Origin of the sequence: Actinoplanes philippinensis (assembly GCF_900113015.1) — a bacterium.
Taxonomy (GTDB): Bacteria; Actinomycetota; Actinomycetes; order Mycobacteriales; family Micromonosporaceae; genus Actinoplanes; species Actinoplanes philippinensis.
Window position 1 is genome coordinate 468,044 of the sequence record NZ_FONV01000001.1, and the last position, 22,852, is coordinate 490,895.

22 protein-coding genes and 1 pseudogene are annotated in these 22,852 nt (G+C 72.3%); 14 read left to right on the forward strand and 9 right to left on the reverse strand.

The window, feature by feature from the left end; translation table 11 throughout:
• The first annotated feature begins 10 nt into the window (after positions 1-10).
• From BM290_RS02130 to BM290_RS02150, 5 genes are all read left to right on the forward strand, one after another.
• Positions 11-952, forward strand: coding sequence for a Zn-ribbon domain-containing OB-fold protein (locus BM290_RS02130; RefSeq protein WP_239143298.1), 942 nt, complete (start codon positions 11-13; stop codon positions 950-952).
• A complete protein-coding gene (locus tag BM290_RS02135) occupies positions 949-1,962 on the forward strand; it encodes a lipid-transfer protein (protein ID WP_093609311.1) in 1,014 nt (337 codons plus the stop codon). Before BM290_RS02130 ends, BM290_RS02135 begins: the two co-directional genes overlap by 4 nt.
• Positions 1,959-3,110, forward strand: coding sequence for a thiolase domain-containing protein (locus tag BM290_RS02140; protein ID WP_093609313.1), 1,152 nt, complete (start codon positions 1,959-1,961; stop codon positions 3,108-3,110). The genes BM290_RS02135 and BM290_RS02140 overlap by 4 nt, the downstream gene beginning before the upstream one ends.
• Positions 3,107-4,684, forward strand: a complete 1,578-nt coding sequence (locus BM290_RS02145) for a GMC family oxidoreductase N-terminal domain-containing protein (protein ID WP_093609315.1) — start codon at positions 3,107-3,109, stop codon at positions 4,682-4,684. Before BM290_RS02140 ends, BM290_RS02145 begins: the two co-directional genes overlap by 4 nt.
• A 196-nt stretch (positions 4,685-4,880) precedes the next feature.
• The gene (locus BM290_RS02150) at positions 4,881-6,674 is read left to right on the forward strand and encodes a cellulose-binding protein (RefSeq protein ID WP_093609317.1); all 1,794 of its coding nucleotides are present in this window, start codon (positions 4,881-4,883) and stop codon (positions 6,672-6,674) included.
• Positions 6,675-6,704: 30 nt separating this feature from the next.
• Here BM290_RS02150 and BM290_RS02155 read toward each other — a convergent pair whose 3' ends face one another.
• The 3 genes from BM290_RS02155 to BM290_RS02165 are packed head-to-tail and all read right to left on the reverse strand — an operon-like array spanning position 6,705 to position 9,032.
• Entirely contained in the window at positions 6,705-7,865 is a 1,161-nt protein-coding gene (locus BM290_RS02155) for an AI-2E family transporter (protein WP_093609319.1), read from the reverse strand.
• A 40-nt stretch (positions 7,866-7,905) separates the two neighbouring features.
• Positions 7,906-8,538 carry a hypothetical protein gene (locus BM290_RS02160; protein WP_093609321.1) on the reverse strand — a complete coding sequence of 211 codons (633 nt, stop codon included), beginning with the start codon at positions 8,536-8,538 and terminating at the stop codon, positions 7,906-7,908.
• Positions 8,535-9,032: a SigE family RNA polymerase sigma factor gene (locus BM290_RS02165; RefSeq protein WP_239143297.1), complete on the reverse strand. Its 498-nt coding sequence runs from the start codon at positions 9,030-9,032 to the stop codon at positions 8,535-8,537. Before BM290_RS02165 ends, BM290_RS02160 begins: the two co-directional genes overlap by 4 nt.
• 90 nt (positions 9,033-9,122) lie before the next feature.
• Between BM290_RS02165 and BM290_RS02170 the strand changes: the two genes are divergently transcribed.
• From BM290_RS02170 to BM290_RS02180, 3 genes are all read left to right on the forward strand, one after another.
• Positions 9,123-9,623, forward strand: a complete 501-nt coding sequence (locus BM290_RS02170; protein ID WP_203779100.1) for a MarR family winged helix-turn-helix transcriptional regulator — start codon at positions 9,123-9,125, stop codon at positions 9,621-9,623.
• On the forward strand, positions 9,614-10,846 hold the full coding sequence (locus BM290_RS02175; RefSeq protein WP_093609325.1) for an MFS transporter: 1,233 nt from the start codon (positions 9,614-9,616) through the stop codon (positions 10,844-10,846). The genes BM290_RS02170 and BM290_RS02175 overlap by 10 nt, the downstream gene beginning before the upstream one ends.
• A 178-nt stretch (positions 10,847-11,024) precedes the next feature.
• Positions 11,025-11,597, forward strand: a complete 573-nt coding sequence (locus BM290_RS02180) for an HDIG domain-containing metalloprotein (protein WP_093609327.1) — start codon at positions 11,025-11,027, stop codon at positions 11,595-11,597.
• A gap of 63 nt (positions 11,598-11,660) precedes the next feature.
• Here BM290_RS02180 and BM290_RS02185 read toward each other — a convergent pair whose 3' ends face one another.
• The 3 genes from BM290_RS02185 to BM290_RS02195 all read right to left on the reverse strand — a co-directional run bounded on the left by BM290_RS02185 (position 11,661) and on the right by BM290_RS02195 (position 14,073).
• Positions 11,661-12,158 (reverse strand): RDD family protein, encoded by a 498-nt coding sequence (locus tag BM290_RS02185; protein WP_093609329.1) that lies wholly within the window; start codon positions 12,156-12,158, stop codon positions 11,661-11,663.
• A gap of 12 nt (positions 12,159-12,170) precedes the next feature.
• A complete protein-coding gene (locus tag BM290_RS02190) occupies positions 12,171-12,575 on the reverse strand; it encodes a DUF2752 domain-containing protein (protein WP_093609331.1) in 405 nt (134 codons plus the stop codon).
• 277 nt (positions 12,576-12,852) lie between these two features.
• The gene (locus BM290_RS02195) at positions 12,853-14,073 is read right to left on the reverse strand and encodes a cytochrome P450 (RefSeq protein ID WP_239143296.1); all 1,221 of its coding nucleotides are present in this window, start codon (positions 14,071-14,073) and stop codon (positions 12,853-12,855) included.
• Positions 14,074-14,168: 95 nt separating this feature from the next.
• Here BM290_RS02195 and BM290_RS02200 point away from each other — a divergent pair, with 95 nt between their 5' ends.
• Together BM290_RS02200 and BM290_RS48040 are read left to right on the forward strand one after the other, a co-directional pair.
• Entirely contained in the window at positions 14,169-15,269 is a 1,101-nt protein-coding gene (locus BM290_RS02200) for a steroid 3-ketoacyl-CoA thiolase (RefSeq protein WP_093609896.1), read from the forward strand.
• Between the two features lie 11 nt (positions 15,270-15,280).
• A complete protein-coding gene (locus tag BM290_RS48040; protein WP_177319537.1) occupies positions 15,281-15,448 on the forward strand; it encodes a hypothetical protein in 168 nt (55 codons plus the stop codon).
• A gap of 64 nt (positions 15,449-15,512) precedes the next feature.
• Here BM290_RS48040 and pgfA read toward each other — a convergent pair whose 3' ends face one another.
• The 3 genes from pgfA to BM290_RS02215 all read right to left on the reverse strand — a co-directional run bounded on the left by pgfA (position 15,513) and on the right by BM290_RS02215 (position 18,551).
• A complete protein-coding gene (pgfA, locus tag BM290_RS02205) occupies positions 15,513-16,532 on the reverse strand; it encodes a cell envelope lipid trafficking protein PgfA (RefSeq protein ID WP_093609333.1) in 1,020 nt (339 codons plus the stop codon).
• A gap of 76 nt (positions 16,533-16,608) precedes the next feature.
• Positions 16,609-17,379, reverse strand: coding sequence for an SDR family oxidoreductase (locus BM290_RS02210; RefSeq protein WP_093609335.1), 771 nt, complete (start codon positions 17,377-17,379; stop codon positions 16,609-16,611).
• Positions 17,376-18,551 (reverse strand): acyl-CoA dehydrogenase family protein, encoded by a 1,176-nt coding sequence (locus BM290_RS02215; protein ID WP_093609336.1) that lies wholly within the window; start codon positions 18,549-18,551, stop codon positions 17,376-17,378. Before BM290_RS02215 ends, BM290_RS02210 begins: the two co-directional genes overlap by 4 nt.
• 39 nt (positions 18,552-18,590) lie before the next feature.
• On the opposite strand from BM290_RS02215, the gene BM290_RS02220 reads away from it, so the two are divergent.
• From BM290_RS02220 to BM290_RS49440, 4 genes and pseudogenes are all read left to right on the forward strand, one after another.
• A complete protein-coding gene (locus tag BM290_RS02220; RefSeq protein WP_093609338.1) occupies positions 18,591-20,078 on the forward strand; it encodes a FadD3 family acyl-CoA ligase in 1,488 nt (495 codons plus the stop codon).
• Positions 20,075-20,911, forward strand: coding sequence for an enoyl-CoA hydratase (locus BM290_RS02225; protein ID WP_093609340.1), 837 nt, complete (start codon positions 20,075-20,077; stop codon positions 20,909-20,911). Before BM290_RS02220 ends, BM290_RS02225 begins: the two co-directional genes overlap by 4 nt.
• Positions 20,908-21,996 (forward strand): acyl-CoA dehydrogenase family protein, encoded by a 1,089-nt coding sequence (locus BM290_RS02230; protein WP_093609342.1) that lies wholly within the window; start codon positions 20,908-20,910, stop codon positions 21,994-21,996. Before BM290_RS02225 ends, BM290_RS02230 begins: the two co-directional genes overlap by 4 nt.
• Positions 21,993-22,736 (forward strand): annotated as a pseudogene (locus tag BM290_RS49440) (acyl-CoA dehydrogenase family protein); the annotation flags it as partial. The gene BM290_RS02230 and the pseudogene BM290_RS49440, both read left to right, overlap by 4 nt.
• Positions 22,737-22,852 lie beyond the last annotated feature (116 nt).

Here is a 22,852-nt window from a genome sequence, read left to right on the forward strand (position 1 = left end):
ACTCAGTCTCGTGGATACGCTGTCGGCCCCGCTGACCATCGCCTTCGACTACACCCGCTCGCTCGGGCCGGTCCTCGGCCGGTTCATGGCGGGGCTGCGCGACCGCCGGGTGCTGGGCGGGCGCACCGCGGACGGGCGGGTGCACGTGCCGCCGCTGGAATACGACCCGGGCACTCACGAGCCGGTCACCGAGCTGGTCGAGGTCTCCCCCGCCGGGACGGTGATCAGCTGGACGTGGATCGACCGGCCGCTGGAGGGACAGCCGCTGGACCGGCCGTTCGGATGGGCGCTGATCCGTCTCGACGGCGCGGACACGCCCCTGCTGCACGCCGTCGACGCCGGCGCGGCGGGCGCCATGAGCACCGGCATGCGGGTGCGGATCCGCTGGGCGCCCACGCCGTCCGGCCACATCCGCGACATCGAGTGCTTCGAGCCGGGAACCGGCGAGCCGGCCGGCGCCACCACGGAGCCGGAGCCCGTCACGATCATGACGACGCCGATCCGGCTGCACTATCGGCACAGCACCTCGGTGGAGGAGAGCGGGTATCTGCGCGGGCTCGCCGAGGGGCGGATCGTGGGGCGGCGGTGCCCGGACTGCCGGAAGGTGTACGTGCCGCCGCGCGTCTGCCCGGCCTGCGGGGTGGCCACCGACGAGGCCGTGGAGGTGGCCGACCGGGGGACGGTCACGACGTTCTGTGTGGTGAACGTGCCGTTCGCGGGGCAGCGGCTGACCCCGCCGTACGTGGTGGCGCAGGTGCTGCTGGACGGCGCGGACATCCCGATCCCGCACCTCATCCTCGGGGTCCCGGCCGCGGACGTGCGGATGGGGCTGCGGGTGGCGGCCGTGTGGCGGGACCGGGCCGACTGGTCGACGACGCCGGAGAACATCGACCACTTCGAGCCGGCCGGGGAACCGGACGCGCCCTACGAGACCTTTGCGGAGCACCTGTGAACGGGACAGCGGAGAGCCGGGTGGCGGTCATCGGTTTCGCCGCCGCCGATGTCAGCGTCACGACGAGCGGGGTGGAGACGCTGGCGCCGGTCTTCGAGGCCGCTCTCGGGCAGGCCGGACTGGAGCGCCGGGAGATCGACTTCTGGTGCTCGGGGTCGTCGGACTATCTGGCGGGGCGGGCCTTCTCGTTCGTCAACGCGGTCGACGCGATCGGGGCGGTGCCGCCGATCGCCGAGTCGCATGTGGAGATGGACGCGGCGTGGGCGCTGTACGAGGCGTACATCAAGATCCTGGCCGGGGAGGCGTCGACAGCGCTGGTCTACGGGTTCGGCAAGGGCACGGCCGGGGATCCGGCCCGGGTGCTGGCGCTGCAGCTCGACCCCTACACGGTGGCGCCGCTGTGGCCGGACTCGATCAGTGTGGCGGCTCTGCAGGCGCGGCTCGGGATCGACGCCGGGCTCTTCAGTGAGCGGGACCTGGCAGCGGTGGCGGCGGGACGCGAGGAGGCCTCTTGCGTGGAAACGCTGCTCGATCGACCGTACCTCCGCATGCCCTTGCGGGAGCACGACGTCGCGAGAGTCGCGGATGGGGCGTCGGCCGTCGTCCTCGCCGCGGCCGACCGGGTCGGCGGGAGGCGCGCCGCCTGGATCTCCGGCATCGGGCACCGCGTCGATCCGCAGGGGTTCGGGGAGCGGGACCTGACCGCCGTGCCGTCCGCGTCGGCCGCCGCCGTGGACGCCGGCGGGCTCGACGGTGTGCAGGTGGCGGCGTTGCATGCCCCGTTCACACATCAGGAGCTGCTGCTGCGCCGGGCGCTGGGGCTGCCGGACGCGGTGCGGACCGTGGCGTTCGGCGCCGATGCGATGTTCTCGGCCGGGCTGTCGCGGATCGGGGCGGCGGCCGGGGAGGTCATGGCGGGGCGGGCGTCGGTGGCGGCGGCGCATGCGACGGCCGGGCCGCTGCTGCAACAGAACCTGGTCTGTGTGCTGACGGCGGAGGTGGCGGCATGAGGCGGGCGGCGGTTCTGGGGACCGGGCAGACGCATCACCGGACGCGACGGACCGACGTGTCGATGGCCGGGCTGTGCCGGGAGGCGATCGATCGGGCGCTGGCCGACGCGGGGGTCGGCTGGGAGCAGATCGACGCGGTGGTGCTCGGCAAGGCGCCGGACCTGTTCGAGGGCGTGATGATGCCCGAGCTGTTCCTCGCGTCGGCGCTAGGGGCGGCCGGGAAACCGCTGCTCCGGGTGCACACGGCCGGGTCGGTGGGCGGGGCCACGGCGATCGTCGCGACGAGCCTGGTCCGGGCCGGGGCGCACCGGCGGGTGCTGGCGGTGGCGTTCGAGAAGCAGTCGGAGTCGAACGCGATGTGGGCGCTGTCGATCCAGCCGCCGTTCTCCGCGCCGATCACCGCGGGCGCGGGCGGGTACTTCGCGCCGCACATCCGGTCGTACATCCGCCGTTTCGGCGTTCCCGGCCACATCGGCGCCCTCGTGGCGGTCAAGGATCGCCGCAACGGGGCCCTCAATCCCTACGCCCACCTGCGGCAACCGGAGATCACTCGGGAGTCGGTGCAGGCGTCGACGATGCTGTGGGACCCGATCCGGTACGACGAGACGTGCCCCTCGTCGGACGGCGCGTGCGCGGTGGTGATCGGGGATCAGCAGGCCGCGGAGGCGTCGGAGCGGCAGGTCGCGTGGATCCGGGCGACCTCGATGCGGACCGAGCCGACCTTCTACGCCGGCAAGGACCACGTCAACCCGCGGGCGGGCGCCACCGCGGCGGCCGCTCTCTGGGCCGCGGCCGGCATCAAGGATCCGCTCGACGAGGTCGACGTCGCCGAGCTCTACGTGCCGTTCTCCTGGTTCGAGCCGATGTGGCTGGAGAATGTCGGCTTCGTTGGACAAGGGCAGGGTTGGAAACTTGTTGAATCGGGTGAAACCGCGCTCGGCGGCGCACTGCCGGTCAACCCCAGCGGGGGCGTCCTCTGCTCGAACCCGATCGGCGCCTCCGGGCTCCTGAGGTTCGCCGAGGCCGCCATGCAGGTGATGGGCCGGGCCGGGGAACACCAGGTGGCGGGGGCGTCGACGGCGCTCGGCCACGCCTACGGGGGCGGATCTCAGTTCTTCTCCATGTGGGTGGTCGGGAGGAATCCATGAAACGTCGAACCCTTCTCCAGGCCGGCGCCGCCGCCGCGGTCGCTCCGGCGCTGAGCCTTCCGGCCCTGCAGGGCCGGACCGCGATCGTCATCGGCAGCGGGTTCGGTGGCGCGGTCGCGGCGTGGCGGCTCGCGCAGGCCGGGATGAGCGTGACCGTTCTCGAACGTGGGCGGCGCTGGGATCTCAACAGCTCGGGGACCACGTTCTGCACGATCGGCAACCCGGACTGGCGGTGCGCCTGGTTCGCCGACAACCCGCCGCTCGGGCTGGACGTCAGCAAGACCATCACCCGCGGGGCCGGGCTGATCCAGAAGCACGCCGGCGACGGCATCCAGGTGATGTGCGGGTCCGGCGTGGGCGGCGGGTCGCTGGTCATCGGCATGTTCATGCCCCAGCCGCGGCGCGCCGACTGGGAGAGCGTCTACCCCGCCCAGCTGTCGTACACCGCCTTCGAGAACACCTACTGGCCGCGCGCCCGGCAGAACATCGGCACCGCGACGATCCCCGCGGACATCCAGAACCATGCGGCGTACGCGGGGGCGCGCTCGTGGCTGCAGTACATCGGCGAGTTCGGCAAGACGGCGGTGCCGGTGCCGTTCGGGGTGAACTGGGACGTCATCCGCGACGAGCTGGCCGGCCGGGCGCCCGCCTGCCACACGATCGGTGAGGGGCCGTTCGGCAGCAACTCCGGGGCCAAGAACAGTGTGGACAAGACCTACCTGAAGTGGGCGGTGGCGACCGGCAACGCACGGATCCTGCCGCTGCACGAGGTCACCGAGATCCGCGAGGTGTCCGGCTCGGCGGTCTTCGAGGTGGCCTGCCGGCAGATCGACGACACCGGCGGCGCGCTGTCGAACCCGGTGTTCACCGCCGACTACCTCTTCCTGGCGGCCGGGTCGCTCGGCAGCACGTCGCTGCTGCTCAGGTCACGGGCGCTCGGGAAGCTGCCGAGGCTGACCAGCACCGAGGTGGGCAAGGGCTGGGGCAACAACGGGGACTTCCTGGTGGCACGGCTCAACCTGCGCCGGACCGTGGGCACGGCCCAGGGCGGGCCGGGCAACGTGCGGTTCTACGACGACTCGAACCCGTACGCCAAGGCGGCGATGGCGTGGGAGGCCGCGCCGATCCCGTCGTGGCTGCCCGGCACCAGCGCCCACCTGATCACCAGCCTGGCGCCGGAGCGCGGCGAGATCCGCTACGACGCGGCCACCGGCACCGGGAAGGTGTACTGGCCGTACGCGGAGATGGAGACGTCGTCGGACAAGGCCGGGCGAGACCTGGCGACCCGGCTGTGGTGGGCGACCGAGGGTTCGAAGGGCTCGCTGCTGACCGGGCTGCCGTCGTACGACCGGAACACCGGGATGGGGCTGGGCTCGCGGAACACGTACCACCCGCTGGGCGGCCTGGTCATGGGGAAGGCCACCGACTTCGGTGGAAAAGTCGCCGGATATCAGAATCTGTTCTGCGTGGACGGCGCGCTGCTGCCCGGAACCGCGTGCCTGGCCAACCCGGCGATCACCATCACGGCGAACGCCGAGCGCTGCCTGGACCTGTTCCTCGCGTCATCGGCGTGACCCATTCCTGCAACAAACCTGCAAATGGATTCCGTTGACTCGCTGATATGCCCGGTGGCAGATTCCATCTCGGAACAATTGTTGGCAGTCCGCCGGACCATCCCCAACGCTGCATTGTGCCGCGGTTCGCGAAATGCGTTCCGCGGTCGGTGCGGCGTGTCCGGCGGATCAATTTGCGACAAGGAGCCCATCCCCCATGGCACCTCATCCCCGGGGCCGTACGCTGCGCCGATCCCTCGGCGCAGCCGGTCTCTCCGGCCTGGTGGCGGCCGGTCTCTTCCTCTCCATCGGCACCGCTGAAGCCGCCACCCTGTTCAGCGCGGACTTCGAATCCGGCAGCACCGGTGGCTGGTCGAAATCGGGCGGAACGTGGTCGGTGGCAAGCGACGGAACGTCAGTTCTGCAACAGTCCGACACCGGGAGCGAGCGGGCCCGCCAGTTCGCCGGAAACACCTCCTGGACGAACTACTCGGTGCAGGCGCGGGTCAAGGCGACAGCCTTCGGATCCAGCGCCGGAGTGGTCGCGCTGACCGGCCGCGCGGCCGGTTCCACGAAGATGTACCGGCTGTCGCTGACCGGCGCGAACAGGGTGCAGCTGGAGACCATGAACGGCAGCGCCGTGACGGTCCTCGGCAGCCTCGCCCAGACCATCTCCACCAGCACGTACTACACGTTGAAGCTGTCGTTCAACGGGACCACGATCAGCGGCTCGGTGAACGGGACCAGCGTCGGATCGGCCACCGACAGCACCATCACGGCCGGGCGGATCGGCCTGCTCACCGAGTACGCCGCCGGCCGTTTCGACGACATCGTGGTCGACGACGGGGTGTCCACACCGCCGTCCAGCGCCTCCCCCTCGGCCTCGGTCTCCCCCTCGGCGTCCACCTCGGTCCCGCCGCCGTCGTCCAGCGCCCTCTACGTGGCGCCGGGCGGCACCGACAGCGCGGCCGGGACGATCGGAGCGCCGACCACGCTGACGTCGGCGATCACCCGGATCGCCGCGGGCGGCACGATCTACCTGCGCGGCGGCACCTACGCGCACGCGTCGACGGTCACCATCCCGGCCGGCAACAACGGGTCGTCCGGCGCGCTGAAGACGATCTCGGCGTACCCCGGGGAGAAGCCGGTGCTGAACTTCTCGGCGCAGGCCGAGGACCCGGCCAACCGCGGTCTCGCCGTCAACGGCAACTACTGGCGGATCTACGGGCTGACCGTGGAGCGGGCCGGCGACAACGGCATCTTCGTCGGCGGCAGCAACAACATCCTGGAGCGGACGGTCACCCGCTTCAACCGCGACACCGGCCTGCAGCTGTCCCGGATCCTGTCGACCACCCCCAGCTCGCAGTGGCCGGCGAACAACCTGATCCTCAGCGCCGAGTCGCACGACAACGCCGACTCCGACGGTGAGGACGCGGACGGTTTCGCCGCCAAGCTGACGGTCGGCGCCGGCAACGTCTTCCGGTACGCGGTGTCGCACAACAACATCGACGACGGCTGGGACCTGTACACCAAGACCGACACCGGCGCGATCGGCGTGGTGACGATCGAGGACTCGCTCGCCTACGACAACGGCACGCTCAGCGACGGCTCGCAGGCCGGCAACGGCGACCGCAACGGCTTCAAGCTGGGCGGCGAGGACATCGCGGTCAACCACATCGTGCGGCGGACCATCGCCTACAAGAACGGCAAGCACGGGTTCACCTACAACAGCAACCCGGGTTCGCTGGCCGTCTCCGACAACCTGAGCATCGACAACGCCGAGCGCAACTTCAACTTCGACGCCGGCACGTCGGTCTTCCGCAACAACACGTCGTGCCGGTACTCCAGCGGCACCAACGACCGGATCGTCGGCAACTCGGACACGACCAACCAGTTCTGGTCGGGGACGAACGGCTCGCGGTGCTCCTCCTACAGCGGGGCGCTGGCCTGGTCGTACGCCTCCGACGGACGTCTGGCCGTCACCATCGGCGGGGTCGCCGTCTCCCTCTGATCCGCCGCACCGCCCGTCGCCCGTCCGCCGTCACCAGCGGGCGGGCGATCGGTCGGCGGCGGCGCCGCTGTCGTACGCGGCGTGTGTGTCGGCCGCCCCGGCCTCGGTGGCGGGCGCCCGGTCCTCCCCCACGGCCGGCTCGGCCTTGAGCCGCCCGCGGCGGGTGTCCCACAGGTCGCGGGCGAGGATCTGCACGATGCCGGCGACCGGGATCGCCAGCAGGGCGCCGAGGATGCCGGCCAGCTCCACGGCGAGCAGGATCGCGACGAGCACGGTCAACGGGTTCAGTCGCACCGTCCGCGCGAAGATCATCGGCTGGAGCAGGTGGTTCTCCAACTGCTGGTAGACGACGAAGAAGACCAGGACGACGATGCCGGCGGTGGTCGACTGGACGAAGGCGGCGGCGGTCGCGACGACCGCGCCGAGGGTCGCGCCGACCAGCGGGATCAGGTCGGCGAGACCGACGAACAGAGCGATCAGCCCGGCGTACGGCACCCCGGTCAGCATCAGCGTCAGGTAGGTGAGCGTCCCGCAGATCACGCTGATCAGTAGATTGCCGGTGAGATAGCCGGTGACCGTCTTCGCGCAGTCGTGCCCGACCCGGCGGATGTGCCCGGCCCGCTCCGGCGTGAACAGCGCCAGGAAACCGTCGACGATCTTCGGGGCTTCGAGCACCATGAGGTACGCCAGGACGACGATCGTGGCGATGCCGGCCACCCCGGTCGCCACCGAGCGCAGGAACGCCAGGGTCGGCGCGCCCAGCCCGGAGGCGTACTCCCGGATCCTGTCGGCGTTGTCCCGCACGTGCTCCAGCAGATGGAACCGTTCGATCAGCTGCCCGGCCGGCCCGCGCCCGTTGCGCAGGTCCTCGACGATCCGAGGGAAGTCCGCGGCGACCTGGGCTCCCTCCCGGGCCAGCGGCGCCACGAAGAGCGTGATCATGCCACCGATCAGCGCGGTCGCCGCCACGAAGACCAGCAGCGTGGCCAGCCAGCGCCGGCAGCCGGTCACCTTCCGCGTCAGCCAGTTCACCGCCGGGTGCAGCGCGACCGCGAAGAACGCCGCGATGACGATCCAGGTCAGCACCCGGCGCGTCGCGTAACCGAGGAACAGCACGGCGCCGGTGGCGAGCGCCAGTCCCAGCACGATCAGTGTCCGGCGTGCCGTCAGAGCGTTGTCGGTTTCCCCCATATGTCACGGATTACCCCGCCGTGACCTGCGGAAACGGGGCTCAGTCCGGGAGCGTGTAGTCGGGCGGGTAGAGCCGGCACGGGACCGGGTCGCCGTCGACCAGGCTCGTCATCACGCTGCGGGCGGGCTCGCCGGTGTCCTTGTTGATCTGCTCGAAGATCACGAAGTGCAGGGTGGATCCGGGCGGCATCAGGTCACGGCGTACGGCATAGGTGTTCTCGTCCGGTTTCGCGGGGGTGTGGCTGTTGGGCATCACGTCGTAGAGGTCCGGCAGACCGGCCTGGCCGTTCTGACAGCCGGCGACCTTCTGCTCCACCGGCACCTTGATGAACTCGACCAGGGCCGGGATGCCCGCCCTCTTGAGGGTGGCATTGAGCGCGTCGGCGTCGGCCAGCTGCCGGATGGCGAAGATGACGGTGTCCTCCTGGCGGGAGTCGACGCTCCAGGCCGCCACCTCGGTCAGGCCGTGCACCGGCTCGGCGGGGCGGTTCAGGGTCAGGCCGGCGGCGACTCCGGCGGCCAGGACGGCGACGCCGAGGGCGGTGGCCGCGTGCCGGCGGCGGCGCAGGCCCCGGCCACGGCCGGTGATGTCGTCGAGGCCGGTGGTCAGCCGCACACCGTCGAACTCGGTGCGGACCCGGGCGTACAACAGGTCGTCGTCGTTGTCGATCACAGCTTCTGCTCCTGTTCGAGGACGGGCGTCAGGTGTTCCCGGAGGGCACGGGTGGCACGGGCGAGATGGGCGGTGACCGTTCCGGCGGCGATGCCCAGGGTCCGCGCGGTGGTCTCGCTGTCGAGGTCGAGGAAGACGCGCAGCACGAACACCTCGCGCTGGCGGGTGGGCAGCGACCGCAGCGCCGCCATCACCCGCGGGTCGGGCATGCCGTCGGTGTCGTCGCGGCCGGCGTCGGGCGCGGCCGGTTCGGACACCTCCCGGCGGCGCCGGCGCCACCAGGAGATGTGCGTGTTCAGCGCGGTACGGACCACCCAGGCCCGTGGCGACGGGTGCCGCGCGACGGTGGACCAGGAGGCCCAGGCCCGGGCGAACGCCTCCGCCACCGCGTCCTCGGCGATCTGACGGTTGCCGGTGGAGGCCGTCACCGCCCGGAGGCAGTCGTCCCGCGCGTTCTCGTAGAAGGCGGCGAACTCCGCCCGTTGTCGTCCCACGCCGGTATTACGCCAGAGCCCCGCCATCCGCTTACCCTCGCGCGGAAAAAAAGTGACAGCACTTATATAAGTGCTGTTACGGTTGGCGTCATGACCGACGACTGGCTGGCCGACCCGACCGAGGAGAGCGTGTGGCGGCCGTGGCGGCTGCTGCAGGCGGCGATGGATGCCGAGATCGCGCGGGTCTACGCCGACGCGCGGATCGACGGGCTGAAACCGACCTGGGTGATGGAGCTGCTCCGGCTGCGCCACCACGGGCCGATGACAATCACCGAGCTGGCCGGTTCGGTGCAGATCACCCACTCCGGGATGAGCCAGAAGGTGTCCGCCATGCGGGCCGCGGGCTGGGTGCGTACCGTCGCGGGGACCGACGCCCGGAGCAAGAAGGTGGAGCTGACCGCCAAGGCCGAGGCCGTGGTGCGCCGGCTGGCCGCCGAGTGGCGGGCCACCGAGGCGGCGATCGCCGAGATCGAGGCGGAGATCCCCTATCCGCTGAGCCGGGTGGTCCGTGACATCGAGGCGGCGCTGGAGCGGCGCAGCCTGCACGCGCGGATCACCGAGCGACTCGCCGGAGACCCGGCGTGGGGGTGAGCCGCGCGCTGCTCGACGTGACACCGCTGCGCACGTCGCCGCACTACCGGCGGCTGTGGCTCGGCGGGTTGCTCTCCGGCCTGGGCGGGCAGATGGCCCTGGTGGCGGTGCTCTACCAGGTGTGGGAGTCGACCCGCAGCACGATCTGGACCGGGGCGGCGGGGCTCGCCCAGGCGCTGCCGGTCATCGCCTTCGGGCTGTTCGCCGGCGCGCTCGCCGACCGGGCCGACCGGCGCCGGTTCTACCTGATCACCAAGACCGGACAGGCGGTCTGCGCGATGCTGCTGACGGTGCAGGCTTTCGCGGGCGGCTCCGCGGCGCTGGTGCTGGCCCTGGTGGCGGCGCAGTCGCTCTTCGTCGCCGGGGGCGCGCCGGCGTCGCGGACGTTCCTGTCCCGGCTCCTCCCGCCCGAGCAACTCGGCGCCGGTCTGGCCCTGAACCGGATCTCGTTCCAGGGCTCGATGCTGATCGGCCCCGCGCTCGGCGGGCTGGTCATCGGCGCGGTGGGAGCCGGCGGCTGCTTCCTGATCCACACGGTCACGTTCGGGGTGGCACTGTGGACGGCGGTGCTGCTGCCACCGATGCCCGCGTCGCCGGCTCCCGGGCTCACCGGGGTGGCGGCCGGGTTGCGGTTCCTGAGCGGCAACCCGGCGGTACGCGGCGCGCTGCTCACCGACCTGGCCGCCACCGTGCTGTCCATGCCGATCAGCCTGTTCCCGGTGGTGAACGCCGAACGGTTCGGCGACGACCCGCGCACGCTCGGCCTGTTCCTCACCGCGATCGCGGTCGGCGGGGTGGCCGCCTCGGCGCTGTCCGGCACGTTCACCCGCGCACGCCGGCCCGGCGCGGTGATGCTCGCCGGCTCGCTGACGTGGGGTGTCGCGCTCGCCCTGTTCGGCGTCGCCCCGGCCGCGTGGGCCGGGCCGGCGCTGCTCGCGCTGGCCGGGGCCGCCGACACGGTCGCCGTGGTGGCCCGCAGCACCGTGGTCCAGGCGCACACCCCGGACGCGTTCCTGGGCCGGGCGGCGGCGGCCGAGCAGATCGTCGGGCAGGCCGGCCCGGATGTCGGCAACCTGCGCGCCGGCCTCGTCGCGGCGGGCAGCTCGGCGACGATCGCGCTGGTCAGCGGCGGCCTGCTGTGCATCGCGGCGGTGGCGGCGATCGCGGCCCGCACACCGGCGCTCCGGGAGCCCGCCCCGACGGTCCCGGCCCGCACACCGTGACCGAAAGGCGCGCACACCGGCGACCCGAAGGGCCGGCCCGCGCGCCGCGACCGAGAGGCCACCCCGGCCCGCTCACCGCGACCGAGGCGCGCACACCGGCGACCCGAAAGCCCGGCCCGCGCACCGCGACCGAGAGGCCGCCGCGGCCCGCCGGAAGCCCGGCTATACGGTGGGTGTGATGCGTATTCCGACCGACCTCGAGATCCGGGCGCTGCACGAGCGGTTCGCCCCCACACCGGAGGCCTTCGAGCTGGTGTGGACGCACTGCCGGATCGTGTGCCGGATCGCCGAGCAGTCCACCGGCGCCGCCGGCCTCGACATGGCGCTGGTCCGGGCCGGGTGCCTGCTGCACGACATCGGCGTGCACCGGCTCCGGCCGGGCGACCACTACGTGCGGCACGGGCTGCTCGGCTACGAGTTGCTCGGTGAGGCCGGGCTGCCGGAGACGCTGCGCCGCTTCTGCTCCCATCACACCGGGGTCGGCATCACCCGCGACGACGTTCTGGCGCAGCAACTGCCCCTGCCGGACTGCGACTTCCTGGCCGAGACCGGTGAGGAGGAGCTGGTCATGTATGCGGACAAGTTCCACAGCAAGAGCACCCCGCCGCGGTTCCTGACAGCGGCCTCGTTCTCCGAGCGGGTGAGCCGGTTCGGCGACGACAAGGTCAAACGGTTCGCGTCATTGGTGGAGCGCTTCGGGGAGCCCGATCTGGGGCCGCTGGCCGCCGAGTTCGGCCATCCGATCACCTGATCGGACGGGGCACCGGCCACTCCGCCGACGCCCGGGGAGGCGTCGGCGGAGCGCCCGGCATGGTCAGCTTCGGACGACGAGCGTGTTGCAGATCTTGTCGGCGAAGGTCTGCTTCTTGTCGTCCCAGAGCGGCCACAGGAAGCCGATGTAGCAGGACAGCCCGTCGAGGATATGGGCCAGATCGCGCACGAAGGCGCCCCCGGCGCCGATCGGCCCGCCGGTCGCCTCGTTGAGGAGACGGATGTTCAGGGCTTTACGTCCCCAGCTCTGCCCGGTCCGGCCGGCTTGGAACCACCTGTTGTACCCGGCCACGACGAACCCGAGGATGAGGAACAGGAAGTAGGAGGCGTTGAACGACGGCAATCCGGTCGCCGGGTCGACGCTCGAGCCGAACACGGCCGCGAGGATGCCGAAAGGCGCGACGCAGAGGCTGTCGATCAGATAGGCGCCGACACGAGAGCCCCAGCCCGCGTAGGGGGCGGGCTGGCCGTACGGCGACTGCCCGTACGGTGGCGGGGGGAACTGGCTCGCGTAGGGGTCGCCAGGCGGCGGATAGGCCATCTCACTGGTTCCTTAAAAGAGATCCGGCTGGAGCCGGTGCATTTGGAAGAGCCAACTCGCGACGGCGAGCAGACCAGCCGCTCGGCCCGCCCGGCGACGCTGCGCGGACGACCACGGGCGAGGCGGAGCCATCACACCCGCCGCACGCAGCGCCACGAGGACGCCGGATGCGACAGTGCACGCCGCCAAGCCGAAGATCAGGGGATTCGCCAGGAAAGCCGGACCGATCCGGCCATGCACCAGCGCCACCGCAGCGGTTGTCAGGCCACAGGCCGGGCACGGGACCCCGGTCACTGTCCGCAACAAACACGGTAGCGCCATGCCCGTGCCCGCGGTGACCGTCGGCCAGATCGCCGCCCCGACGGCGGCGAGAGCGCCGAAGCCGCCCAGCCGCTCGGGGACGGAGAACTCACGCATGCACCCACTCCTTGATCTTGCGACAGGCAGAGATCATAGGGGTGAAGTTGATCCATGGCGAGCCTATGAGCAGGTAAAATAAGACGTCTCGCGGATCGCGGCCGCCGGGCCGACGCTCGGTCACCGGAAATGGCGCCGCCCGTCCCGGTGCGCGATCGATGGCCTGCTATCGCTGAGCCACCGGCGAGGAGAGCGGCGAGAACGTCCCCGCGTCGCGCCGTCACAGACGGTTACGCCGCCGGTCGCGGTCGAGGCAGGGGCCGAAGCGGCCGGCAGGTCAGCGGTAGCGGACCGGGAGATGCTTGATGCCGTTGATCCACCCGGAGCGCAACCGCTGGGCCGGGCCGGCGAGGCTGATGTCCGGCATGTGGTCGGCGATGGCGTTGAAGATCAGGTCGATCTCCAGGCGGGCCAGGTTGGCGCCGAGGCAGAAGTGCGCGCCGCTCCCGCCGAACCCGAGGTGCGGGTTGGGGCTGCGGGTGATGTCGAAGGTGTACGGGTCGGTGAAGACGGTCTCGTCGTAGTTGGCCGACCCGTAGAACATGGCGACCCGCTGTCCCCGCGGGATCGGCACCCCGGCCAGCACGGTGTCGTGGGTGGTGGTGCGCTGGAAGACGTTGATCGGGCTGCCCCAGCGGACGAACTCGTCGACTGCGGTCCGCGGCCGGGACGACTTGAACAGCTCCCACTGGTCCGGGTTGGACAGCAGCGCGTGCATGCCGTGCGAGATGGCGTTGCGGGTGGTCTCGTTGCCGGCGACGGCGAGCATCAGCACGAAGAAGCCGAACTCGTCGACCGACAGGTGCTCCCCGGCGATCTCGGCCTTGACCAGCGTGGTGACGATGTCGTCGCGCGGGCAGGTCTGGCGCTCGTCGGCCATCTGCATCGCATACCCGAGCAGGCCCATCGCGGACTCCATCGGGTCGGCGCCGCTGAACTCGGGGTCGTCGTACCCGATCATCGAGTTGGACCACTCGAAGACGTTGCCGCGGTCCTCCTGCGGCACGCCGAGCAGTTCGGCGATCGCCTGCAGCGGCAGCTCGCAGGCGATGTCGGTGACGAAGTCGCCGGACTCCGTGCCGACCGAGCCGACGATCTGCGAGGCCCGCTCCTGCAGCGCGGCCCGCAGGCTGTTGATGGCGCGCGGGGTGAAGCCCCGCGACACGATGGCCCGCTGGGCGGTGTGCTGCGGCGGGTCCATGTTGAGCAGGATGGCCTGCTGCATCTCGATGCCCTCGCGGGTCATGTCCGGCTGGAACCGGGCGATCGCCGTGTTCTCCCGGCTGGAGAAGGTCTCGCTGTTGCGGGACACGGCCATCACGTCGGCGTGCCGGGTCACCGCCCAGTAGCCCTCGTCGTCGAAGCCGGCGCTGCCGCGAACCTGCGGGATCCAGCAGACCGGGTCGTCGCGGCGCATCCCGGCGAACTCGGCATGCGGGATGCCGTGCAGGTAGATGTCCGGATCGGTGGGGTCGATGCGGGTGCGCGGCTCGGCCACGGCTCCTCCTACAGCAACAAGTTCTACCGATTCAAGCACGCGACCTGAGACCTTTGGTAGGTTAAATCGAGAACACGTTCTAATTGGAGGTCGCGGTGGGCACACCGGTGATCGTCGATGCGGCGCGGACCCCGATCGGCAAGCGGGGCGGCTGGCTGTCCGGCCGGCACCCGGCCGAGCTGCTGGGCACGGTGCTGACCCGGATGGCGGCGTACGGCGAGGTCGAGCAGGCCATCGGCGGCTGTGTCACCCAGGGCGGCGAGCAGTCCAACAACATCACCCGTACCGCCTGGCTGCACGCCGGGCTGCCGCACACCACCGGCTGCACCACCATCGACGCCCAGTGCGGCTCGGCGCAGCAGGCCGCGCACCTGATCGCCGGGCTGATCGCCACCGACGCGATCAGCGCCGGGGTGGCCTGCGGGATCGAGGCGATGAGCCGCGTGCCGCTGCGGGCCAACCTCGGCGACGCCGGCCTGCCCCGCCCCGAGTCGTGGAGCATCGACCTGCCCGATCAGTATGTGGCGGCCGAGCGGATCGCCGACCGGCGCGGCCTGACCCGCGCCGACCTGGACCGGTTCGGGGTGCGCTCGCAGGCGAACGCGGCACGGGCGTGGGCCGAGGGCCGGTACGACCGGGAGATCGTCCCGGTCGGCGAGGTCACCCGCGACCAGGGGCTGCGGGAGACGACCCTCGACGGGCTGTCCGGGCTGAGACCGGTGCTGCCGGACGGGCGGCACACGGCGGGCACCTCGTCGCAGATCTCCGACGGGGCGGCCGCGGTGCTGCTGATGGACGCCGATCACGCCCGCGCGCTCGGGCTGCGGCCGCGAGCCCGGATCGTGGCGCAGTGCCTGGTCGGGGCCGAGCCCTACTACCACCTGGACGGGCCGATCGCGGCCACCGACCGGGTGCTGGCCCGGGCCGGCATGAAGATCGACGACCTGGACCGCTGTGAGGTGAACGAGGCGTTCGCCAGCGTGGTGCTGTCCTGGCTCGCCGTGCACCGCGCCGATCCGGACCGGGTCAACGTCAACGGCGGGGCGATCGCCCTGGGCCATCCGGTCGGCAGCACCGGCGCGCGCCTGCTGACCACCGCACTGCACGAGCTGGAGCGGTCCGACTCGACGACGGCGCTGGTCACCATGTGCGCCGGCGGGGCGATGTCGACCGCGACGATCATCGAACGCCTGTAGAGGAGCCGACCGTGGTCCCGTTCAGATACCTGCTGATCAGCGCGGTCCTCGCGGCCGTCCTGGCGGCCATCGGCGTCACCGCCGTGATGGCCGCGCTCAACCCCACCGCCACCGAGGTGGCCGGCAGCGTCACCGGCAACGACCCGCTGGTGCCGCCGGAGTTCTACGGCACGCGATAGTTCACCGGCCACGCCGGCCGTGACCCACGGGGCGTGGGGCACGGCCGGCGCTCCGCGACGTCTTCTACGAAACGGGGGCCGGCAACGGCCGAGTCGTGTCGGCGGTCCGGTGCCCGCCGCGCGGGGAGGAGCCGCCGGCCGCCAGCAGGAGCCCGAGGACGATCAGGACGAGGCCGAGAGCGGCCAGGCCGATCGGCGTCCAGAACCCGAGCAGGTTGAGCCGGCTGCGCCCATCCGAGGCCTGTTTGCCAACGGCGTCCAGGGTGGCCTTGTCGTACTGCAGGTCGGCGTCGAAGATGACGACCCGCGCGCCGGTGTCCGGCACCAGCTCCCGGTGCTGCTGCTCGCGGTAGCCGACGATGGCCCCGGTCTGCGGCTCGATCCACAGGGTCCGGGTGGCCCGGTAGGAGATGGTCCCGCTGGTGGCGCCGGGGGCGAGGAAGGAGAGGAGCCCGCTGAGGCTGTCCGCGTCCATCCTGGCCGGCTGCTCGGGCACGACCTGCTGGAACCGGTACGTGGGCAGGTTGTTGAACTCCTCCTCGGCCTGGTATTCCAGCGGCAGCGCCTGGCCGAGGGTGGAGTCCCAGTACCGGTAGGTCTTCTTCTCGGTGCCGAACGGGAAGAGGTAGAGATGCCCGGCGAAGGTCACGTTGCCCGCGACGCAGGGCGCCTTCTCCTCGACGTGGCACTGACCCTCCCAGGGGACGGCCTCGCCGGTGGACCGGTCGAGCGCGACCCGGCTCTCGGCGCTGTTGATCACCTCGTTGGTGTCGGCCCGCCGGGTCGAGTGATACACGTTCCAGACCAGGGTCTCGCCGTCGAGTCCGGCGGCCGCCGCGAAGTCGGGTTTGATGCCGGTGGCCGAGCGCAGCCCGGCGTTCTCCACGACCACCTGGGGCGTGCCGTTGGGCAGCAGCTTGGCCTGCACGAACGACGCGTCGGCGGTCTCCACGACGACATCGGGGGGCACCAGATCGAGCGGGACCTTCCGCTGGGACGGCACGATGACCCAGGCCAGGGCCATCGCGAAGAGCAGGCAGAGTGTGCCGAGTCCGAACAGTGCCGCGCCGGTGATCCGCCGCATCGCGTCCTCCCAGGAAAGCCCTCCCAGAAACTAGAACGCGTTACAATCTACTGCCCCGTAACATCGATGGAAAGGGTTACGGGTGCTGGCTGCTCACCGAGATGACCTCACCGGTCAGGTAAGACGCGTAGTCACTGGCGAGGAACGCCACCACGGTCGCCACCTCCCACGGCTCGGCGGCCCGGCCGAACGCCTCCCGCCGCGCCAGCACGTCCAGCTCCTCGGGGCTCATCACCTTCGCCAGGAACGGGTGCGCCGCGAGGCTGGGCGCGACCGCGTTGACCCGGATGCCGTGCGCGGCCACGTCCAGGGCGGTGCACCGGGTGAACGCCATCACCCCGGCCTTCGCCGCCGCGTAGTGAGCCTGCCCGGCCTGCGCGCGCCAGCCCAGCACCGACGCGTTGTTGACGATCGCCCCTCCCCCGCCCTGCGCGATCATCTGCCGCAGCGCGGCCCGGGTGCAGCGGAACGTGCCGGTCAGCGTCACGTCGAGGACCAGGTGCCACTCCTCGTCGTCGAGCTCGGTGACCGGCCGGTTGCCGCCCAGCCCGGCGTTGTTGACCAGGACGTCGAGACGGCCGTACCGGGTGACGGCGCCGTCGATCAGCCGCCGCACCGCGGCCTCGTCGGTGACGTCGCACGGCACCGCAGACACCCGGTCCGGATACGCCGGCGACAGCAGGTCACGGGTCTCGCCGAGCCGCCGCTCGTGGCTGTCGCCGAGCACCACCCGGGCGCCCTCGTCGAGGCAGCGCCGGGCAACCGCCGACCCGATCCCGGCCCCGGCCGCCGCGGTGACCACGACGACCTTGCCGTCCAGGAGCCCACGGCCGGCCGGGCCGGTCATCCGCGGGCCTGGCGGGGCAGCCCGAGCACCCGCTCGGCGACGATGCCCCGCTGGATCTCGTTGGAGCCGCCGTAGATGGTGTCGGCCCGGCTGAACAGGAAGTACGTCTGCCAGCGCGCCACCGCCTCCGGTCCGGCGTCACCGTGGGCCAGCACCTCCATGGCCAGCTCGCCGAGGCCCTGCCGCCACCGGGTCCAGAGCAGCTTGATCACCGAGGACGCGGCCGGCTGCGGGTCACGCAGCACCCGCAGCGTGTGCGCGCGCAGCACGGTCAGGTCGATCCAGGCCCTGGTCAGCCGCTCGCGCAGGGCCGGTACGGCGTCCGCGCCGGTGCCCCGCGCCACCGCGACCAGGTCGTCGAGGTCACGCTGGAAGCCGATCTGCTGGCCGACGGTGGCCGCGCCCCGCTCGTACGCCAGGGTGGCCATCGCGACCCGCCACCCCTGCCCCGGCTCGCCGACCACGAGCCCCGCCTCGGTCACCGCGTCGTCGAAGAACACCTCGTTGAACTCGCTGTCCCCGGTGAGCTGCCGGATCGGGCGCACCGTGATCCCCGGCTGCCGCATCGGCACGAGCAGATAGGACAGTCCCGCCGAGCGGGGCCCGCCGGCCGGCGCCGGGGCGGTGCGGGCCAGGACGAAACACCAGTCGGCCACGTGCGCCAGCGACGTCCACACCTTCTGCCCGGTGATCACCCAGCGGTCGCCGTCGAGCCGGGCGCGGGTGGTGACCCCGGCCAGGTCGGAGCCGGCGCCGGGCTCCGAGTAGCCCTGGCACCACAGCTCGTCGACCCGGGCGAGCCTCGGCAGGAAGCGGCGCTGCTGCTCGGGCGTGCCCAGGTCGATCAGCGTCGGGCCGACCATGGTGGTGCCGATGTGGTCCACCCGGCTCGGGGCGCCGGCTCTCGCGTACTCCTCATGGAAGATGACCTGCTGGGACAGGGACGCGCCGCGCCCACCGTGCGCCACCGGCCAGGCCAGCGTGCCCCATCCGGCGGCGGCGAGCCGCCGGGTGAAGGCGAGCCGCTGCTCGAAGGCCTCGTTCTCCCGGCCGACCCCACCGGCGCCGCGCACCTCGCCGGTGACCTCGGCGGCCAGCCACTCACGGATCTCCCGCCGGAACGCATCGTCGTCGGTCACTGGCGTCGCCTCCCCGATCACGCGTAGGCTCACGCTACCGACCAAGCACTTGCTTGGTAAAGGGGAGGTCCGATGGAGACCGTTCCGGCGGTGGTGGCGCACGCGGCGCGCGAGTTCGGCCGGGAGCCCGCGCTGGTCGATCCGTATCAGCGCCGGTGGAATTTCGCCGAGCTGCACGACGAGGCGCGGACCGTGGCGCGGGCGCTGATCGCGTCCGGCATCGAGCCCGGCGACCGGGTCGCGCTGTGGGCGCCCAACAGCGCGCGCTGGGTGCTCGCCGCTCTCGGCGTCTGGTGCGCCGGCGCCACGCTGGTGCCGGTCAACACCCGGTTCACCGGCCCGGAGGCCGCCGACATCCTGGCCCGCAGCGACGCGAAAGGCCTGATCGTCACCGGCCCGTTCCTCGGCGTCGATCGCCTGGCGTCGCTGCCGGCCGGGTCGCTCCCGCCGTTCGTGCTGCCCCTGCCCGACTGGGACGCCTTCCTCGGCCGCGCCGGCGAGGTCACCGCTGCGACCGCTGCCGGGAGAGCCGCGGCGGTACGCCCGGACGACGTCGGTGACATCCTCTTCACCTCCGGGACCACCGGGATCAGCAAGGGCGTGATGAGCGCGCACCGGCAGTCGCTCGGGGTGGCCCGGGCCTGGGCCGGCATCGGCGGCGTCGGCGTCCGGGACCGCTACCTGGTGATCAACCCGTTCTTCAACAGCTTCGGCCTGAAAGCGGGGCTGCTGGCCTGCCTGACCAGCGGGGCGACCATCGTGCCGCAGGCCGTGTTCGACGTGCCCCGGGCCCGGGAGCTGATCGAGCACGAGCACATCACCGTGCTGCCCGGCCCGCCGACCCTCTACATCGGGCTGCTCGACCATCCGGGGCGGACCGGCCGGACCTCGTTGCGGCTGGCCGTCACCGGGGCCGCGACAGTGCCGCCGGCGCTGATCGACCGGATCCGTGACGAGCTGGGGATCACCACCGTCCTCACCGCGTACGGGCTGACCGAAGCCGTCGTCGCGACCATGTGCCGGCCCGGCGACGACACCCTGACCGTCGCGCACACCAGCGGGCGCGCCGCCGCCGGTTTCGAGGTGCGGATCGCCGAGAAGGACGGCGAGGTGCTGCTGCGCGGGCCGAACGTGATGCTCGGCTACCTCGACGACCCGGCGGCCACCGCCGCGGCGATCGACCCGGACGGCTGGCTGCACACCGGGGACATCGGCCGGCTCGACGACCAGGGCAACCTGACCATCACCGACCGGCTCAAGGACATGTACATCTGCGGCGGCTTCAACGTCTACCCGGCCGAGGTGGAACGGGCCCTCGCCGGGCTGGCCGGAGTCGCCGAGGCAGCCGTGATCGGGGTGCCGGACGAGCGGCTCGGCGAGGTCGGCCGGGCGTACCTGGTGGCCCGCCCCGGCCACGAGCTGCACCCGGACGCGGTGATCGCCTGGTGCCGGGAACGGCTCGCCGGATACAAGGCGCCCCGCTCCGTGCGGATCCGGGCCGAGCTGCCGCACAACGCCAGCGGCAAGGTCCTCAAATACCTGCTCCGGGAGGCTCCATGAGCGAGGTGGTGCGCTACGAGCGGCGCGGGCCGGTCGCGCTCGTCACCATGAACCGGCCCCGCTACCGCAACGCGCAGAACTCGGCGATGACCTACGCGCTCGACGACGCCTTCACCCGGGCCGTCGACGACGACGAGGTGGCCGTGATCGTGCTCGCCGGCGCGGGCGACCACTTCTCCGCCGGGCACGACATCGGCACCCCCGGGCGGGACGCCGACACGTCCTTCCCCCGGCGCGCGGTCACCTGGTGGGATCACACGTCCAGAACCGGGGCGGACCGGCGGTACGCCCGGGAGAGCGAGGTCTACTTGGGCATGTGCCGGCGCTGGCGGGACATCCCGAAACCGGCCGTCGCCATGGTGCAGGGCGCCTGCGTGGCCGGCGGCCTGATGCTCGCCTGGGTGTGCGACCTGATCGTCGCCGCCGAGGACGCGTTCTTCGCCGACCCGGTGCTGCGGATGGGGATCCCCGGCGTCGAGTACTTCGCCCACCCGTGGATGCTCGGGCCGCGGTTCGCCCGGGAGGTGCTGTTCACCGGGGACCGGTTCGGGGCGCGCCGGGCGTACGAGATCGGCATGGTCAACCGGATCGTGCCGCGCGCCGCGCTGGAGACCGAGACCCTCGCGCTGGCCGCGCGGATCGCCGAGATGCCGCCGTTCGGGCTGGCGCTGGCCAAACGGGCGGTCAACCAGTGCGAGGACCAGATGGGCCTGCGCGCCGGGATGGACGGCGTGTTCGGCCTGCATCACGTGGCGCACTCGCACAACGCCGAGGTCAGCGCCGATCCACTGGCCGGGCTGGACGCGAAGGCGATGAAGAGGGCGGCCGGATGAACCTCGACCTGGACCCGCCGGCGGCCGCGTTCCGGGACCTCGTGCGGGAGTGGCTCGCCGGGCACGTGCCGCGGGCGCCGCTGCCCTCGCCGGACACCGAGGCCGGGAGCGCCGCGCACCGGTTGTGGGAGGCGGCCCTCGCGGAGGCCGGTCTCGCGGCCGTGTCGTGGCCCGTCGAGTACGGCGGACGGGCCGCTCCCCCACTGCACGCGCTGCTCTTCGACGAGGAGTACTTCGCCGCCGGCGCGCCGGCGCGGATCGTGCAGAACGGGCTGTTCCTGCTGGCGCCGACCCTGCTCGCGCACGGAACGCCGGCCCAGTGCGCGCGGATCCTGCCGCCGATGGCGCGGGGCGAGCAGGTGTGGGCGCAGGCCTGGTCCGAGCCGGAGGCCGGCAGTGACCTCGCGGCCGTCCGATCCCGGGCGCGGCCCGTCGACGGCGGCTGGCTGCTGTCCGGGCAGAAGACGTGGAGTTCCCGGGCGGTCGTCGCGGACCGGGCGTTCGGGTTGTTCCGCAGCGGCCCCGGGGCACGTCACCGGGGGCTGACCTACCTGATGTTCGACCTGCGGGCGCCGGGCGTCACCGTACGGCCGATCCGCCAGCTCGACGGCACGGCCGGGTTCGCGGAGATCTTCCTCGACGACGTGTTCGTGCCCGGCGACGACGTGATCGGCGCGCCCGGCGACGGGTGGCGGGTGGCGATGAGCACCGCGGGGCACGAGCGGGGCCTGACGCTGCGCGGGCCGGGCCGGTTCACGGTGGCAGCCGACCGCCTGGTGGGACTCGCGTCCCACGGCGACCTCGGCGGCCGGGTCGCCGACGCCTGGATCGGGGCGCGGGCCTACCGGATGCAGGCGTACGCGTCGCTCGACGAGCCGGTCGCGCCGAGCGCCACCAAGCTGTTCTGGTCCCAGCTGGACGTCGCCCTGCACGAGACCGCCCTCGACGCGCTCGGGCCGCTCGCGGAGATCGACCCCGGATGGACCGGCGGCTACCTGTTCTCGCTGGCCGGGCCGATCTACGCCGGGACCAACGAGATCCAGCGCGACATCCTCGCCCAGCGCGAACTCGGGCTGCCCCGATGAGACTCACCCCCTCCGCCGAGCAGCGCCGGTTCACCGAGGTCCTGGACACCCTGCTGACCAGGGCGGATGTTCCCGCCGTGGCCTCCGCCCGGGCGGCCGGCGATCCGGGGCCGCTGCGGCGGCTGTGGTCGTCGCTCAGCGACGCCGGGGTGACCGGGCTGCTCGTGCCGGAACGCTTCGGAGGCCTCGACGCGGGAGTCGACGACCTGGCCGTCGTCTGCGAGACGCTCGGGCGGCACGCCGTCCCCGGCCCGGTCGCCGAGTCCATCGCGGCGGCGCCCACCCTGCTCGTCTCCGGGCGCCGGCTGCCGGAACTCGCCGACGGCCGGATCATCGCCTCGGTGGCTGCGCCACCATCGCTGCCCCTTGCCGCCGACGGCGACGTGGCCGATCTCCTCCTGCTCACCGACAACCAGGTGGTACGGCTGGCAAGCCCCGGCCCGGCGCGGGATTCCCTCGACCCGTCCCGGCGGCTCGTCGAGGCCCTCCCCGGTGAGATCGCCGAGGAGACCGCCCCGATCGCGCGGGCCCTCGACCTGGGCACGCTGGCCTGCGCCGCCCAGCTCCTGGGAGCGGGCGAGGCCCTGCTGTCGATGACCGTCGAACACGCCAGGACCCGCACCCAGTTCGGCCACCCGATCGGCTCCTTCCAGGCGATCCGCCACCGGCTGGCCGACGTGGCCGTGGCCCTGTCCTTCGCCCGCCCCTTGCTCTACGCCGCCGCCGTGGCCCTCACCGCCCCGGACCCGGCGGAGCCCACCCCGCCTGTCGCCCCCACACCTTCCCGCTCCAGCACACCCGGCCCCGCCACCACTTCCGGCCGCGCCCCTGCCTCCGCCGGCCCGGCGACCACCCC